Below are 16255 nucleotides of genomic sequence, written 5' to 3'. Positions count from 1 at the left end.
AGAGGCGATCCCGAAAGAAGGGTTTCCCATGACGACCAGAGCACCCGCCGTTGCCGGCCTGTTCTATCCTGCTGATCCCCAGGCATTGGCTTCGATGGTCGATCAGCTGCTCGCCGATGCGCGACCGGACGAACTTGCGCACCCGCCCAAGGCTCTGATCTGCCCGCACGCCGGTTACATCTACTCCGGCTCCACGGCTGCGCTCGGCTACGCGACGCTGCGAACTGGTACCCATCCGATCAGCCGCGTGGTGGTGGCAGGACCTGCCCACCGCGTCGGCATCCGCGGCATCGCCCTGCCGGGAGCCGATGCAATGGCCACCCCACTGGGCGAGATACCGCTGGACGCGGAAGCCTGCGCGACGATCAGCAAGCTGCCGAGCGTGCTGACTCGTCCGGATGTGCATGCCGAGGAGCACAGCGTCGAGGTCCAGCTACCCTTCCTGCAACGGGTGCTGGGCGATTTCACCGTGGTGCCGCTGGTGGTCGGCGATGTCGATGCGGGTACGGTCGCCGATGTGCTCGAAGCCTGCTGGGGTGGGCCGGAAACCCTCGTCGTGATCAGTTCCGACCTTTCCCACTACCATCCCTATGGCGAGGCCAGACGCCTGGATGCCGAGACGATCGAGGCCATCTTGGACTGCCAGGGGCCGATCAACCCGCACCGGGCGTGCGGAGCCTATCCGATCAGCGGGCTGCTCGCGGTGGCCCGGCGCCGCCGGCTGCGTCCGACGCTGCTGGGCGCCTGCAACTCGGGTGACACCGCCGGTGATCGTGGACGCGTGGTGGGCTACGCGTCGATCGCCTGGCACGAGAGGTAGCCGATGCCGATCCCCGAGAACGCCGGGCAGGTGCTGCTGCCGTTGGCCCGCTCGGCCATCGCCAAGAAGCTCAAGCTGCCGCCGGTCGCCGTCGGCGAAGCGGCCTGGCTGGACGAGAAGGCCGCCAGCTTCGTCACCTTGACCATCGGCGGTGAACTCCGCGGCTGCATCGGCAGCTTGGTCGCGCACCGGACACTGCGCGACGACGTGACGGCCAACGCTGCCGCCGCCGCATTCGGTGACCCGCGATTCGAGCCGCTGACCGTCTCCGAATATCCGGCGATCCGCGTCGAGGTCTCGGTGCTCAGCACGCCCGAACCGATGAGTTTCACCAGCCGGGCGGACGCTCTCGCGCAGCTTCGCCCCGGCGTCGACGGACTGATCCTCACCAGCGGACGCCATCGCGCCACCTTCCTACCCCAGGTCTGGGCTCAGCTGCCCAGCCGGGAGGAGTTCGTCCGGGCGCTGGCGCGCAAGGCCGGTTTGGCTCCCGACTACTGGGATAACCGCATGGAACTGGACCGCTACCAGGTCCGGTCCTGGGCCGAACCGACCCCTGGAACCCACCCCTGAACGAGCGTCGTCGTTTTACGCGATGCGACAGAATGGATGGGTAACGACCCACGGAATCTTCGCCACGAGAGGGGCCGAATTAAGTGGGACATCTAGCAGGATATTGGCATCGAACCGAGGATGGTCGCGTCCAATGCGACCTCTGCCCCCGAGAATGCCGCTTGCGCCCCGGTCAACGGGGCTTCTGTTTCGTCAGAGCCAACGAGGACGGCCAGCTCGTCCTCACCACCTATGGACGCTCGTCCGGATTCTGCATCGATCCGGTTGAGAAGAAACCGCTCAACCATTTCCTGCCGGGCACGCAGGTCTTCAGTTTCGGCACCGCAGGCTGCAATCTGGCCTGCAAGTACTGCCAGAACTGGGAGATCAGCACCTCTCGCGAGATGAACCTGCTCGCTGAGGAGGCCAGCCCCAGCCAGATCGCCCGCACCGCCGCCAACTGGCAGTGCTCGTCGGTCGCGTTCACCTACAACGACCCGGTGATCTTCGCCGAATACGCGATCGACACCGCCGTCGCCTGCCGGGCTGCGGGCCTGGCATCCATCGCGGTCACTGCCGGGTACATCAATCCCGAGGCCAGGCGCGATTTCTTCGCCGTCATGGACGCTGCCAACATCGACCTCAAGGGTTTTTCCGACAGCTTCTATCAGCAGGTCACCGGCGCCCGGCTGCGGCCGGTGCTGGATACGATCAGCTACGCCGTGCACGAGACGAACGTCTGGGTCGAGCTGACGACGCTGCTGCTGCCCGGATACAACGACGCGTCCAGTGATCTACGGGAGATGTGCAGGTGGATCGTGACCGAGCTGGGTCCCGACGTCCCACTGCATTTCACCGCCTTCCATCCGGACAACCGGATGCGCGACCTGCCGCGCACGCCCACCCGGACGCTGGCACGCGCCCGGGCGATCGCGCAGGAGGAAGGGCTGCACTACGTCTACACCGGCAATATCGAGGACCCCGACGGCCAGACCACCTACTGCCCGAACTGCAAGAGCCCGGTGATCAGGCGGGATCGCTACACCATCGACTCGTACGACCTGGATGCCGAGGGCCGCTGCCGGGTCTGCGGCACGCAGATTCCAGGACGCTTCGGCGGCAGTTCGGTCGTCGATCAGTCGTTCCGGCTGCCGCACCGGGTCGCGATCCGGTAGCGGGGTCGGTTAGCCTGGGGCGATGAGCGAGAAGCCACTGATCGATCCGCCGGTTGGACCGGCACCCACCGAACTCCAGATCGTCGACGAGGTCGTCGGTTCCGGCGACGAAGCCACTCGTGGCGCCACCGTCTTCGTCGACTACGTCGGTGTCGGATTCGATTCCGGTGAGGAGTTCGACGCATCGTACAACCGCGGCGAGCCGCTGGCGTTCCGGCTGGGTGTCGGCCAGGTCATCAAGGGCTGGGACGACGGTGTGCTGGGCATGAAGGTGGGCGGCCGGCGCAAGCTGGTGATTCCCGCCGAGCTGGCCTACGGGCCCCGGGGCGTCCCGGGTGTGATCGGTCCGAACGAGGCCCTGATCTTCGTCTGTGAACTGCGCGGCGTCCGCTAGTCGCCGCCGCTTGGGGGATCGAGCAGCCAGGTGGCGCGCTTGGCGCTCAGATCCACCCTCGAGGCAGCCGGATCGCTGATGGTCTGTTCGTCCAACCAGTGCTTGCGCGCCTCGTCCAGTAGTCCTGCGGGCAGCCGTCCGGACGCATTGACCACCCGCCACCACGGGGTGTCGGCGGCGTCGGTGGCCATGATGCGTCCGACCTGACGGGGACCGGTATCGACCAGCTCGGCGATGTCGCCATAGGTGACGACGGTGCCCGGCGGCACCCGCCGCACCGCGCGGCGCACCCGTTCTGGCAGGTCGCCGGGCTCATTCGCCTCGTCCATGCTTTTGATGCTGTCACATTTTGGTTGTGGACCAGCTGTGCTTCACTGGAGGCCATGGCCGGACGAATTGCAGCTCTCCTCGCAGTCCTCGTGCTCGTCGCTGGGTGTGCATCGAGTTCGAATCCGCCTGCGGAACCGGAAGCCACCGGTCAGTCCGCGGCGGCTTCACCGACTCCCACCCCATCGCCGACTCCCACCCCGCCACCTCAGCTGCCGGGCGGGGGACGCGAATTGCTGCCTGCCCACCGGCTGTGCGGCTTCGTCGGATACCCCGGCGCGTTGGGGCAGGGCAGGCTCGGCATCGGGGCGATCGAGGACCGGATGGCCGAACTGCACGACACCTGTGCCCCCTTCGGGGTTGATCGCGCGGTCATGCCGGTGATGGAGCTGATCGCGGTCACCGTACAGCCTCAGCCGGGACCCGACGGCATGTGGCGTGATCGTGTCGATCCGGCCATCATCGACGAGTGGTTGTCGGTGGCACGCGAACACGGAGCGCTCCTGCTACTCGATATTCAGCCTGGTCAGGCGGAGTTTCTCGACGAGGTGAAGGTCCTGGAGCGCTATCTGGTCCAGCCGGATGTGGGTGTGGCGCTGGATCCCGAGTGGTCGATGGGCCCCGGCCAGATACCGATGCAGAGCTTCGGATCGACCTCCGGCGAGGAACTCGACCAGGTTGCCGCTTACCTGTCCGACCTGGTCACGAGCCACGATCTGCCCGAGAAGCCGATGGTCTACCACATCCTGCATCCCAGCATCATCACCAATGAGGACGCGCTGCAGCCGCACCCGGGCATCGTGCTGATCAAGAGTGTGGACGGCATCGGCGCTCCCGCCGACAAGATCTCCACCTATCAGCAGGTGAGCGCGACAGTGCCGCCGCATGTGCACATGGGCTTCAAGCTGTTCTTCGACGAAGACATGCAGACCAGCGGTGTGCTGATGAGCCCGGCCGATGTGCTCGCCCTGACCCCGGTGCCCGACTACGTGCTCTACGAGTGATTCCTCGGGCTCAGCCCCTCGTGTCCGGATTCAGCGAATCCGGTCGGCAAGAATGAGTTCGGTCCGCCGCCAGAGTTCGGCCGCGAGGTCGCGGTCGTCCGCGGTTCTGCTGGTGCGGTGTACCGTGCGGTTGACGTAGTAGCGATCAGCCGGGTAGTTGATGCCAGGGGTGCCTTCGGCCAGCCATATTAGGGTGTCGGCCCCCTTGTCGGGGCTGGCCATCCGGGAGCCGAAGGCGCCGTACAGGCGCCCGAGCAGGCTGTCGTTGGCAGTGGCCGCGAAGTCGGTTCCCACCAGCCCGGGATGGAAGGCCACCGCCGACAGTCCCTTGGCCCCGTAGCGGGACTGCAGTTCGTGCATATGCAGCAGCAACGCCAGCTTGGCATTGCCGTAGGCGACCGACGGTGAGAAACGGCGCTCGGAGTCCAGATCGCCGATGTCGAAACGAGCGAGGAGCTTGTGGGCGACGCTGGAGGTGTTGATCACGGTGGCCTTCGAGCTGACCAGCCGATCGGTCAACAGCCAGGTGAGATACCAGGCCGCCAGATAGTTCACCTGGAAGGTGAGTTCATGACCGTCCCGGGTCTCCACCCGCCCGTTGCTGAAGGAACCGCCCGCGTTGTTGGCGAGCACGTCGATATGCGGATAGTTGTCGAGCAGCTCGGCGGCGAGCCGTTCGACATCGTCCAGGTCGGCGAAATCAGCCAAGTGGTAGGGGGCGTTGATGGGAACCGCGACCGCGGCGGTCTTCTCGGGTGATCGTCCGACGACGACCACCCGATGCCCGTCGCTGGTCAGTTTGCGTGCGGCTGCGGCACCGATTCCGTCGCTGGCTCCGGTGATGACGATCGTCTTCATATCGCCCATCGTAGGCAGCCGGCCAGCTGCCGGTGGGCTTAGCTGGGCATGTCGGCGAAGCGGCTGAAGTGTCCCTGGAAGGAGACCGGCAGGGTATCGGTGCGACCGTTGCGGTGCTTGGCGATGATCAGATCGGCTTCGCCGGGTCGATTGTCCTTGTCGTAGAGGTCCTCGCGGTGCAGCAGGATGACGATGTCGGCGTCCTGCTCGAGCGAACCGGATTCGCGCAGGTCGCTCATCATGGGCTTCTTGTCGCCGCGCTGCTCGGGGCCACGGTTCAACTGGCTGAGCGCCACCACCGGGATGTCGAGTTCCTTGGCCAGCAGCTTGATCTGGCGGCTGAACTCGGAGACCTCGAGCTGGCGGCTCTCGACCTTCTTGCCCGAACTCATCAGCTGCATGTAGTCGATCACCACGAAACGCAGATCGTGACGCTGCTTCAGCCGCCGGGCCTTGGCGCGGATCTCCATCATCGTCAGGTTGGGGGAGTCGTCGATGAACAGGGGAGCGTCCTCGAACGACTTGGTGCGCGCCACGATGCGTGACCACTCGTCCTCGCCGAGGCCACCATTGCGGATCGAGTTCAGCATGACCCCGGCCTCGGCCGCGAGCAGGCGCATGACGATCTCGGATTGACTCATCTCCAGGCTGAAGAAAGCCGTGCTCAACTTGTGCCGGATGGCCGCCGACCTCGCGAAGTCCAGCGCCAGCGTCGACTTGCCGACCGCCGGACGGGCGGCGATGATGATCATCTGGCCGCCATGAAGGCCGTTGGTCAGCTCATCGAGCTTCGCGAAACCGGTCGGCACACCGCTCAACCCCCCGCCGCGCGCACCGATCGCCTCGATCTCGTCATAGGTGGGCTCCAGCAGATCGCGCAACGCCTTGTAATCCTCGGAGCGCTTGCCCTCGGAGACCTCATAGATGGTCTGCTGGGCGGTGTCCACGATGTCGGCGACCTCGCCTTGGCCGGCGTAGCCCAACTGGGCGATCTTGATGGACGCGTCGACCAGCCGCCGCAGCACCGCCTTGTCATGCACGATCTGGGCGTAGTAGGCGGCATTCGCGGCGACCGAGATGGTGGACAGCAGGTCCGCCAGGTAGATATGGCCGCCCACCTTGCTGAGCTCACCGCGCCGGTCGAGTTCGGCCGCGACGGTGACGGGGTCTGCCGGATCGCCGTGACCGTAGAGGTCGACGATCGCCTGATAGATCAGCTCATGGGAGGGGCGGTAGAAGTCGGCCGGTTTGATGACCTCCAGCACCTCGGCGATGGCGTCCTTGCTCATCAGCATGGCCCCCAGCACGCCCTGTTCGGCGGCGAAGTCCTGTGGTGGGGTGCGGTCGATGCCCGATGGTGCGGGGGATGGCTCGTCGTACATGCAGTCCCTCCCCCGTCTAGCCCACAGTAAACCAGAAACCCTGTGGATGCATTCACCGCGATGTAGGCTCACCAAAGAGCCGATGATAATGCGGTGCTCCGGAAGACTAGAAGGCCCGGAGCGCGCTGTCAACCACAGTTATCCACAGGGCATGTGGATACCGCTCTCAGCCTGTGGAACTCGCCGAGCAGGCAGTGGACAAGGATGTGTCCGACTGGTCGAGGGCCGCTGGTTTTCGTCCGATAAGCACGAGTTGACAAGCTAAAACACGCGAATGGGGAGGTTGCGGAGGTTTCTTCGGCGTGTCGCCGGAAGCGTTTCCGATCGCGCATTTCGCTGTGGGCGTAAGGGCTAACCCCGGGTCGCCAGAGAGGTCTGTCCACAGTCCGCCGGGACTTATCCACTGCCCCACAAAAGCCCTAAGTCATTGCCGATGTGGCAGCAAGGTGCGATAATGACGGCGGCGCGAACGAGTGATTCCGCGAAGAAAGGAGGTTCCAGCATGTCGAATGAACCTCCTAGTCCCGCGAACTGATTCCGAATTCCCTTTCACTCAGCTGGCTGCCGGCCTCCAGACGGTTCGTCGCGGTCACGGAACAGATCGAGAGCACCATGATGAGCACCGACCGTCCCTTCGTCCGCGAGCCGGCCCAGCGCCGCGACGGATACGGCTTCACCATTCCCAAGAAGGTCCCCATCGCCCCGGAACAGGCCCCGCGCACCGTCACCGGCAACGCGGTCTACATCGCCGGCGAGCGCGTCGCCAGCCCGGCATCGCTGGCCGAAACAGCAGCCCTGCTCCGGGCGAATCCCGAAGCGATGGCGTGGATCGGCCTCTATCAGCCCGACCCGGACGATCTCATCGAGCTGGGCGACCTGTTCGGGCTGCATGAACTGGCCGTCGAGGATGCCATCCAGGCCCACCAGCGCAGCAAGCTGGAACGCTACGACGACACCCTCTTCGTCGTCCTGCGGGCGGCCCGGTACCTCGACGCGACCGAAGAAATCGAGTTCGGCGAACTGCACATCTTCACCGGGGCGAACTTCGTGATCACCGTGCGGCACGGACGGTCACCCGATCTGGGGGTGGTGCGCCGGCGGATGGAGGCGGACCCCCAGATGCTCGCCTTCGGTTCGGAGGGCATCGTCTACGCGATCCTGGACGCCGTGGTGGACGGCTACGCACCGGTGCTCGAAGGCCTGGCCAACGATATCGAGGAGATCGAGGACCAGGTCTTCACCGGTAGCGCGGCTGTCTCCCGGCGCATCTACGAACTGAGCCAGGAGATCGTGGAATTCCACGAGGCGGTGCGTCCGCTGCGGGGGATCATCGGCGGACTGGCGGCTGGCTTCAGCAAGTACGAGGTGGCCGAGGATCTGCAGGAATACCTGCGAGATGTCGCCGACCACGCCGCGAGCGCTCTCGAGGAGAGCGAGGGTTTCCGCCTGACGCTGCGCGATGTGCTCGCCCTCAACGCCGCGCTGGTCGCACAGCGGCAGAACGAGGAGATGAAGGGTCTGGCCGAGGCCTCCAATGCCCAGAACGAGGACATGAAGAAGATCTCGGCATGGGCCGGTATCCTGTTCGCTCCGACGATGATCACCGGGCTGTACGGCATGAACTTCATCAACATGCCGGAGCTGAACTGGCGGGCCGGTTACCCCTTCGCGCTCGCGCTGATGTTCAGTTCGAGCCTGATCATGTGGCTGATGTTCCGCCGCAAGGGCTGGATCTGAGCCGGACCGATCAGAAGATCTGGCGTGCGTTCGCCTTGGTGAGGTCGACGAGTTCGTCACCGCGTCCCGACAGCAGGGTTCGCATGGCGTACAGGGCGAAGCCCTTGGCCTGCTCCAGCTTGACCGATGGCGGAATCGTCAGTTCCTGGCGTTCGGTGACCACATCGATCAGCGCGGGGCCGTCGTAGGCGAATGCCTCGGCGAGCACCTGCTCCAGATTGTCGGAGCTGTCGACATGGAAGCCCTTCAGTCCGGCCGCCCGGGCGATGCCGGCCAGGTCGGGATTCTCCAGGCCGGTCGCCGTGGTCACGAAACCGCTGGCCTTCATCTCCAGTTCGACGAAGTTCAGCGAGGAGTTGTTGAAGACGACCACCTTCACCGGCAGCTTGTTCTGCACCAGCGTCAGCAGTTCGCCGAGCAGCATCTCGACGCCACCATCGCCGGACAGTGCGACCACCTGGCGTCCGGGATAGGCCGATGCCACACCGACGGCCTGCGGCAGCGCGTTGGCCATCGAACCGTGGATGAACGAGCCGATCACCTTGCGCTTGCCGTTCATCTTCAGGTAGCGGGCAGCCCAGATGACCGGGGAGCCGACATCGGGGATGAAGACGGCGTCATCGGCGGCGACCTCGTCGATCAGCTTGGCGATGTACTGCGGGTGCAGGGCCTGGTTGTCCTTGCGCGGCGTGGCCAGATCGTCCAGCTTGGCGCGGGTCTTGGTGTAGTGGGTCAGCGACTCTTTCAGATGGGAGCGGTTGCGCTGATGCTTGAGCAGCGGTAGCAGCGCGTCCACGGTGTTGCCGACATCGCCGACCAGACCGAGCTCGAGCGGGATCCGGCGTCCGAGATGCTCGCCGCGCAGATCGACCTGGATCACCTGAGCCTGATCGGGCAGGAACGGACGATAGGGGAAGTCGGTGCCCAGCATGAGCAGCGTGTCGCAGTTCTCCATGGCCCGGTAGCCGGAGGCGAAACCGAGCAGGCCGGTCATGCCGACATCGAACGGGTTGTCGTACTCGATGAACTGCTTGCTGCGCAGGGTGTGGACGATCGGGGCGCCCAGCTGATCGGCCAGCGCGATCACCTGATCGTGCGCACCCTCGGCGCCCGCACCGGCCAGGATCGTGATCTTCTTGGCATCGTTCAGCAGGTCGGCCGCGTGCTTCAGCTCGTCATCCGAAGGCACGACTTTCGGCGAAGAGGCCTTGACCGCGGTCACGGTGTCGTCCACCGCTTCGGCCAGTGCCACATCGCCGGGGATCACGACCACTGCCACGCCGCGCTGAGCCAGCGCTGCCTGCATGGCTGTGCGCAGAATCCGGGGCATCTGGATGGGGTCGGCAGCGTACTCGACGTAGACCGAGCATTCGCGGAAGAGTTCTTGCGGGTGGGTCTCCTGGAAGTATCCGGAACCGATCTCCGAGGTGGGAATGTGTGCGGCGATCGCCAGCACCGGGACGCGGGAGCGCTGCGCATCGAACAGGCCATTGATCAGGTGCAGGTTGCCCGGACCGCAACTGCCGACGCAGACCGCCAGCTCGCCGGTCAGGGCTGCCTCGGCGCTCGCCGCGAAGGCCGCCGCCTCCTCGTGACGGACATGCACCCACTCGATGCCGGATTCGCGCAACGCGTCGGTGAATCCGTTCAGCGAGTCGCCGGGAATCCCGTAGACCCGTTCGACCCCGCTGGCAGCGAGGGTGTCGACCATGTTCTTGGCTACTGTGACCATTTCTTCTTTCCCACGACGATAGAGATCGACTCACACGATGACGGGGATCGGCCCATGGGCTCTGTCAGGATCTGGGGGATCTCCTTCGGGTAAGGCTACCCTCAGCGCACAGCGATTGGTAGTTGACGCTTCATCTTGGACGCCGCAGCTCCGTCTGTAACGGGTCACAGGCCCTGGGAGACGCGGTAGTAGACGGCGCTCCAGCGCAGTTCGTCCTCGAAACGCCTCGCCGTGGTCTGCTCGTCGATGACGGCGAGCTCGACGCCGGCGATGGCGGCGAAGTCGTGCCACGCCTCGAGCGGGACGGCCGTGGTCATCACGGTGTGATGGGCCGCGCCCGCAGCCAGCCAGCACGATGCCGAGGTCGCCAGATCGGGGGCCGGACGCCAGACCGCGCGGGCCACCGGCAAGTTGGGCAGCGGCTGGTCGGGTTCGACGACCTCGACCACGTTGGCGGTCAGCCTGAACCGGTCGCGCAAATCGCTGAGGGCGACCACCAGGCCCGGTCGGGGCGTGGCGTCGAAGACCAGCCGGACCGGATCCTCACGGTCACCGATGCCCAGCGGATGGATCTCCAGCCGCGGCCGGTCATCGGTCAGCGAGGGGCAGATCTCGAGCATGTGCGCGCCCAGGATCTTCTGCTCGCCGGGGACGAAGTTGTAGCAGTAATCCTCCATCAGGCTTGCACCGCCGGGCAGCCCGTAGCCCATCACCTTGGCGATGCGTACCAGGACGGCGGTTTTCCAGTCGCCCTCGGCGCCGAAGCCGTAGCCCTCGGTCATCAGCCGTTGTACGGCCAGTCCGGGCAGCTGGCGCAGCGCACCCAGATCCTCGAAGGTGTCGGTGAAGGCAGTCGCGCCGATCGACTCCAACAGCGTCCGCAACGCCACCTCCTGGGACGCGGCGTAGCGCAGCGACTCATGCCGGGCACCATCAGGCAGCAACTCAGGTGCTACATCGTAGCTCGCAAGATACTCGGTGATCAGCTCGTCGATCTGAGCGTCGGTGACCTGCGCGATGGCCTGCGCCAGATCATTGATGCCCCAGGTGTTGACCGAAGCGCCGAAGCGGATCTCCGCCTCGGTCTTGTCGCCTTCGGTGACCGCGACATAGCGCATGTTGTCGCCGAATCGAGCCAGACTCAGATGCTGCGCGGCATCCCAGCCGGCTGCGGCGCGCGCCCAGATGCCGATGCGTCCGGTGACGTCGTGATGACCGGCGTAACCGACCACGGTGGTGCGGGCAATCCCGAGCCGGGTGAGGATGTACCCGAACTCCCGGTCGCCGTGGGCGGCCTGGTTGAGGTTCATGAAGTCCATGTCGATGGTGTCCCACGGCAGGGCCTCGTTGGCCTGGGTGTGCAGATGCAATAGGGGCTTGCGCAGTGCCTCCAGACCGCGGATCCACATCTTGGCCGGGGAGAACGTGTGCATCCAGGCGATCACGCCGATCACCGAATCGTCCGATCCCGCGTCCAGCATCGCGCGCAGGATCGACTCCGAATCGGTTAGCACCGGACGCCAGACGACCTCGATCGGGATGTCGCCCGACTGGTTGAGCAGCGCGGCGACCTGCTGCGACTGCTCGGCGACCTGGGCGAGGGTCTCTTCGCCGTATAGCCCCTGACTGCCGGTGAGGAGCCAGATCTGCTTGCCTTCGAACGGATTCTTCATGGTGACGCCTTTGTTCGTGATGGATATCGGTGCGTAGTCGGCCGCGTCAGTGCTGGCCGTAGACAGTGGTGTAGCGATCGTGAAGCCGGTCGATGAGGTCCTGGGCGATCGGCAGGGGATCACCGAGTTGCCGTGCCACATACACGGTGTGGGCCACCTCCTCGACCATCGCCGCGGCCTTGACCGCGGCCTCGGCGGTCTTGCCGATGGTGAAGGGGCCGTGGTTTTGCATCAGGACGGCCGGCGAGCGCGAATCCCGCAGGGTCTCGACGATGCCGCGTCCGATCGAGTCGTCACCGATGATCGCGAACGGGCCGACCGGTACCGGGCCGCCGAACTCGTCGCCCATCATGGTCAGCACGCAGGGGATCTCTTCGCCGCGGGCAGCCCAGGCCGTCGCGTAGGTCGAATGGGTATGTACTACACCGTAGATCTCGGGCATGTGGCGGTAGACGTAGGCGTGCGCGGCCGTGTCGGACGACGGCGAGTGGTCGCCATCGACCAGGACGCCGTCGAGGTCGCAGACCACCATGTCGTCGGGTGTCAGCCGGTCGTATCGCACTCCGGACGGCTTGATCACCATCAGGTCGGCGGAATGCAGGCGTTGCGAGACGTTGCCGGCGGTCCAGACCACGAGATTCCAGCGCGTCAGTTCTGCGTGCAGTTCGCAGACTTCTTCACGGGTCCGGGCTATCTCGTCCTGCACCTGTGGTGGGTAGTCCTGCAGATCGGTCATCGTTCCTCCGGGTTCGTCATCGCTGGCGTTCGTGGTGCCGCCGGCCTCAACGCAGCACGGCGACCGCGGCGCGCTCGGCGGCCAGGCCTGCTTCGTACCGCTCGAGGTAGCCGCGGTAGCCGGCCACGTCTTCATCGCTGGGCGCGATGGTGTTGGACGCCACGGCGGCGAACACGTCGTCTGCCAGGAAGGTCTCCAGGCTGCGTCCATCGCCGTTGATCAGGTAGGACGCCAGCACGGCCATGCCCCAGGCGCCGCCCTCGCCGGCCGTCGCCGAGACGGCCACCTGAGTGTCGATGGCCGCGGCCAGGAATCGCTGCGCCACATCCGCGGTGCGGAAGACGCCGCCGTGGGCGTACATGGTGTCGAGTCCGACGTCCTGCGCGGTCAGCGTCCGCATGCCCAGGCTGAGCGCGGCGAAGCTGCCGTAGATCTGGGCACGCATGAAGTTCGCCAGCGTCAAGGCACTGCCGGGCGTGCGCACGATCATCGGGCGGCCCTCGTCCAGGCCGATGACCGGCTCCCCGGCCAGCGCGTTGTAGGCGAGCAGCCCGCCGGCGTCCGGTTCGCCCTCCAGCGCGGCGCCGAGCAGCGCCGCGAAGACCGCGTCCTGGTCGACAGGCACGCCGATCCGCCGGGCGAAGTCGCCGAACAGGTCGGCCCACGAACCGAGTTCGCTGGCGCCGTTGTTGCAGTGCACCATCGCCACCTGATGTCCGGCCGGTGTGGTGACCAGATCGATCTCGGTGTGCACCGTGGCCAGCGGCCGTTCGAGAACCACCATCGCGAAGATCGAGGTGCCCACGGAGACATTGCCGGTGCGCGGGGCCACCGCGTTGGTGGCGACCATCCCGGTGCCCGCGTCGCCCTCGGGCGGGCACAGCGGAGTGCCGGCCTCCAGGCGTCCGCTCGGGTCAAGGAGCAACGCCCCCTCAATGGTGAGCGTCCCCGCCGCCCGGCCGGCGTCCAGTGGGCGGGGGAAGACCTCCTCGATGCGAAGGGTCGTGTGGTGGCGTGCCAGCAGGTCATCGACCTTCGTCAGGCGGCCCGGATCCCAGTCGTGGCTGATGTCGTCGATCGGGAACATGCCGGACGCGTCGCCCACCCCGAGCACCTTGCGTCCGGTGAGCTGCCAGTGCACGTAGCCCGCCAGTGTGGTGCAGAAGTCGAGCTCGCTCAGGTGCGGTTCATCGTCGAGGACGGCCTGGTAGAGATGCGCGATCGACCAGCGCAGCGGCACGTTGTACTCGAGCAGATCGGTGAGCTCCGCCGCTGCCCGGCCGGTCGAGGTGTTTCGCCAGGTGCGGAACGGCACGAGTTGGCGTCCGTGCTTGTCGAACGGCAGATAGCCGTGCATCATCGCCGAGATGCCAATAGCCGCGAAGCCGGTCGGACGCACGCCGTGGCGTCGCTCGGCGTCGGCCAGGGCAACCGCATAGGCCTCCTGAATGCCCTGCCAGACCGCGTCCAGCGAGTAGGTCCAGGTTTGGTCGACGTACCGGTTCTCCCAGCTGGCGCTGCCTGTCGCGAGAGTCGTCTCGCCGGCGCCGACAATGACCGCCTTGATCCGGGTGGAGCCGAGCTCAATGCCCAGCCGGGCGTTGCCGTCGGCCAGCGTGGCCGCCGTCGCGCTCGCATGTTGTGTCATCGACATCGTCATCCTTGAGTCCGTCTCGCGATAGGAAATGTTATCGTTAACACAACATAACCGAGTGGCTTGTGGCATGCAAGATGAGAACGATAACATTTTGTCATCGAGCCATCGCCGGGATCGCTGATGATCTCCTACAAACGCGTTGTGGCTAGATAATAAGCCAGTGTCGGCGAGCTAGGAGGGTCTTCGGTGACTTCAGGACGAGATGGTCGGCGCCCGATCAGTGGGTGGCAGGCGCAGATCGGCTGTGGGGACTACCAGGCACAGATCGCCTCGGTCGGGGCCAGCCTGCGCGCGCTGACCTGTCGCGGTCGCGACCTGGTGGCGCCATTCGATGCCGACATCGTGCGACCGGTCTTCCGCGGCGCCGTGCTGGTGCCGTGGCCCAATCGCGTTGTCGGTGGACGCTACGTTTTCGACGGCCAGGTGCATCAGTTGCCGATCAACGAGCCCGACCGGGGCAATGCCCTGCACGGGCTAGCGGCGTGGGCGGATTGGGTTCCGATTCGCTGTGACCGGTCGTCGGTCACGCTGGAATACCGGATCCCGGCGCAGGAGGGCTACCCGTTCGACGTGCTGACCGAGGCGACCTACCGACTGGACGAAGACGGTCTGCACTGGTCGGTGCGCGCCACCAATCTCGGCGACTCGCCCGCCCCCTATGCGCTCGGCTCGCACCCCTACCTGGTCGGCGGAGCGGGACGGGCCAACGATTGGACGCTGGCCGTGCCGGCCGCCCGGGTGCTCGAGGTCACCGAGGAGCGGCTGGCGCCACTGGGACTGCACCCCGTCGAGTCGTACCGGGCCGGCGCCTTGGACTTCCGGTCCGCGCGCCCGGTCGGCTCGACGCTCATCGACCACGCCTACACCGACCTCATCGCCGGCGAGCCGGGGACGGCTCGAGTCGAGGTGCGGTCGGGCGGCACCGGAGTGGCGCTGATCTGGGATCCGCAGGTCTTGCCGTGGGTGCAGGTGCACACGGCCGATCGTCCCGAGCCCGCACTGAACCGAAGCGGGATCGCCGTCGAACCGATGACCTGCCCGCCCGATGCCTTCAACAGCGGTGACGATCTAGTGATCCTCGACCCCGGTGCCAGGCATGAGGCATCCTGGGTCATCCGGGCGATTCAGGAGGACAGGTGAGCACCGAACATCCGTCGCGAGCCGCTGGACGTGGCCGACCGCCGAGTCTCAGGGATGTCGCCGACCGCGCCCAGGTATCCCATCAGACGGTCTCCCGCGTGATCAACGATTTCCCCGGGGTGCGCCCGATGACTCGCGAACGGGTGCTGGCGGCGATCGACGAGCTGGGCTACCGCCGCAACAACGCGGCGCGGACGCTGGTCACCCGGCGTTCCGGGCTGATCGGTGTGATCGCCGTCGGCTCGTTCCTCTTCGGCCCGACGAGCACGCTGGCCGCGATCCAGGAGGCGGCCCGCAAGAACGGATACATGCCGCTGCTGGCCACGCTGCGGGAGAACTCGCAGGCAGCGCTGATCGAGGCCGTCGACGAGGTGCTCGACCACGGCATCGAGGCGCTGGTGGTCATCGCCTCCCGCGAGTCGATGGGCCGCAGGACTGCCGAGTTGCGGCCGGGCGTCCCGGTGATCGTGGTAGGACCGAACCCGGCCGAGGCGGACGATCTGGCCACGCTGAGCGTCGATCAGAGCGCCGGGGCGACCGCCGCGATCGAGCATCTGGCCGGGCTCGGTCATCGTCGCGTGGTCCTGCTCGCCGGCCCCCAGGACTGGGTCGATGCGCAGCAGCGGCTGACCGCGGCGCAACGCTGCTGTGACGACCACGGCATCGTCAGCCAGGTGCTGCTCGGCGACTGGAGTGCGGCCAGCGGCTTCGCGGCTGGACGGGCTCTACTCGCGCAGTGGGCGGCCGATCACTCAGGCCCCCTGCCGACCGCTGTCTTCACGGCCAACGATCACATGGCCTTGGGGCTGCTGGCAGCCTTCCATGCGGCGGGGGTGGAGGTGCCGGCCGACATCTCGGTGGTCGGCTTCGATGACATCGCAGGGGCGGACTACTTCATTCCGCCGCTGACCACGATCCGCCAGAACTTCGATGCGCTGGGTCATCAGGTGCTGCTGGCAACGCTTTCCGCGCTGGCGGGCGAGACCGTGGATCTGACGCCCGCTCCGGCGCAGTTGTGCGTCCGGAGTTCGACCGCCCCGCCCCGGGCGTGACGTCGCATTCTGGCGC

At 66.2% G+C, this 16255-nt stretch carries 15 protein-coding genes; 8 read left to right on the top strand and 7 right to left on the bottom strand.

The annotated features are described in order from the left end of the window. The first annotated feature begins 28 nt into the window (after window positions 1-28). The 4 genes from amrB to QUE25_RS06055 all read left to right on the top strand — a co-directional run bounded on the left by amrB (window position 29) and on the right by QUE25_RS06055 (window position 2941). Window positions 29-820 carry an AmmeMemoRadiSam system protein B gene (amrB, locus tag QUE25_RS06070; protein WP_286268250.1) on the top strand — a complete coding sequence of 264 codons (792 nt, stop codon included), beginning with the start codon at window positions 29-31 and terminating at the stop codon, window positions 818-820. Window positions 821-823: 3 nt separating this feature from the next. Then, window positions 824-1393, top strand: a complete 570-nt coding sequence (gene amrA / locus QUE25_RS06065) for an AmmeMemoRadiSam system protein A (protein WP_286268249.1) — start codon at window positions 824-826, stop codon at window positions 1391-1393. 83 nt (window positions 1394-1476) lie between these two features. Beyond that, a complete protein-coding gene (amrS, locus tag QUE25_RS06060) occupies window positions 1477-2547 on the top strand; it encodes an AmmeMemoRadiSam system radical SAM enzyme (RefSeq protein WP_286268248.1) in 1071 nt (356 codons plus the stop codon). 22 nt (window positions 2548-2569) lie between these two features. Continuing rightward, complete coding sequence (locus QUE25_RS06055) at window positions 2570-2941, top strand: FKBP-type peptidyl-prolyl cis-trans isomerase (protein ID WP_286268247.1); 372 nt, start codon at window positions 2570-2572, stop codon at window positions 2939-2941. Here the strand turns inward: QUE25_RS06055 and QUE25_RS06050 are convergent. After that, window positions 2938-3270 carry an MGMT family protein gene (locus QUE25_RS06050; RefSeq protein ID WP_286268246.1) on the bottom strand — a complete coding sequence of 111 codons (333 nt, stop codon included), beginning with the start codon at window positions 3268-3270 and terminating at the stop codon, window positions 2938-2940. The genes QUE25_RS06055 and QUE25_RS06050 overlap by 4 nt on opposite strands. A 54-nt stretch (window positions 3271-3324) precedes the next feature. Between QUE25_RS06050 and QUE25_RS06045 the strand changes: the two genes are divergently transcribed. Beyond that, window positions 3325-4272, top strand: a complete 948-nt coding sequence (locus QUE25_RS06045) for a hypothetical protein (RefSeq protein WP_286268245.1) — start codon at window positions 3325-3327, stop codon at window positions 4270-4272. 30 nt (window positions 4273-4302) lie between these two features. On the opposite strand, the gene QUE25_RS06040 is transcribed toward QUE25_RS06045, so the two are convergent. Both QUE25_RS06040 and dnaB read right to left on the bottom strand, forming a co-directional pair. Then, window positions 4303-5130: an SDR family NAD(P)-dependent oxidoreductase gene (locus QUE25_RS06040; RefSeq protein WP_286268244.1), complete on the bottom strand. Its 828-nt coding sequence runs from the start codon at window positions 5128-5130 to the stop codon at window positions 4303-4305. A 38-nt stretch (window positions 5131-5168) separates the two neighbouring features. Further along, window positions 5169-6512, bottom strand: a complete 1344-nt coding sequence (dnaB, locus tag QUE25_RS06035) for a replicative DNA helicase (protein ID WP_286268243.1) — start codon at window positions 6510-6512, stop codon at window positions 5169-5171. Window positions 6513-7127: 615 nt separating this feature from the next. Here dnaB and QUE25_RS06030 point away from each other — a divergent pair. After that, window positions 7128-8249 carry a magnesium and cobalt transport protein CorA gene (locus QUE25_RS06030; protein WP_286268242.1) on the top strand — a complete coding sequence of 374 codons (1122 nt, stop codon included), beginning with the start codon at window positions 7128-7130 and terminating at the stop codon, window positions 8247-8249. Window positions 8250-8259: 10 nt separating this feature from the next. Here the strand turns inward: QUE25_RS06030 and poxB are convergent, their stop codons facing one another. The 4 genes from poxB to QUE25_RS06010 all read right to left on the bottom strand — a co-directional run bounded on the left by poxB (window position 8260) and on the right by QUE25_RS06010 (window position 14038). Further along, on the bottom strand, window positions 8260-9981 hold the full coding sequence (gene poxB, locus QUE25_RS06025; RefSeq protein WP_286268241.1) for a ubiquinone-dependent pyruvate dehydrogenase: 1722 nt from the start codon (window positions 9979-9981) through the stop codon (window positions 8260-8262). Window positions 9982-10145: 164 nt separating this feature from the next. Next, on the bottom strand, window positions 10146-11654 hold the full coding sequence (araA, locus tag QUE25_RS06020) for an L-arabinose isomerase (protein ID WP_286268240.1): 1509 nt from the start codon (window positions 11652-11654) through the stop codon (window positions 10146-10148). Between the two features lie 46 nt (window positions 11655-11700). Further along, entirely contained in the window at window positions 11701-12390 is a 690-nt protein-coding gene (locus QUE25_RS06015; protein WP_286268239.1) for an L-ribulose-5-phosphate 4-epimerase, read from the bottom strand. Window positions 12391-12436: 46 nt separating this feature from the next. Then, complete coding sequence (locus QUE25_RS06010; protein ID WP_286268238.1) at window positions 12437-14038, bottom strand: xylulokinase; 1602 nt, start codon at window positions 14036-14038, stop codon at window positions 12437-12439. A gap of 195 nt (window positions 14039-14233) precedes the next feature. Here QUE25_RS06010 and QUE25_RS06005 point away from each other — a divergent pair, with 195 nt between their 5' ends. Further along, window positions 14234-15187 (top strand): aldose 1-epimerase family protein, encoded by a 954-nt coding sequence (locus tag QUE25_RS06005; protein WP_286268237.1) that lies wholly within the window; start codon window positions 14234-14236, stop codon window positions 15185-15187. After that, entirely contained in the window at window positions 15184-16239 is a 1056-nt protein-coding gene (locus QUE25_RS06000) for a LacI family DNA-binding transcriptional regulator (RefSeq protein ID WP_286268236.1), read from the top strand. Before QUE25_RS06005 ends, QUE25_RS06000 begins: the two co-directional genes overlap by 4 nt. Window positions 16240-16255: the final 16 nt, after the last annotated feature.

It is taken from the genome of Brooklawnia propionicigenes, from assembly GCF_030297015.1.
Classification (GTDB): domain Bacteria; phylum Actinomycetota; class Actinomycetes; order Propionibacteriales; family Propionibacteriaceae; genus Brooklawnia; species Brooklawnia propionicigenes.
This window is presented reverse-complemented; position numbering and strand designations above follow the sequence as displayed.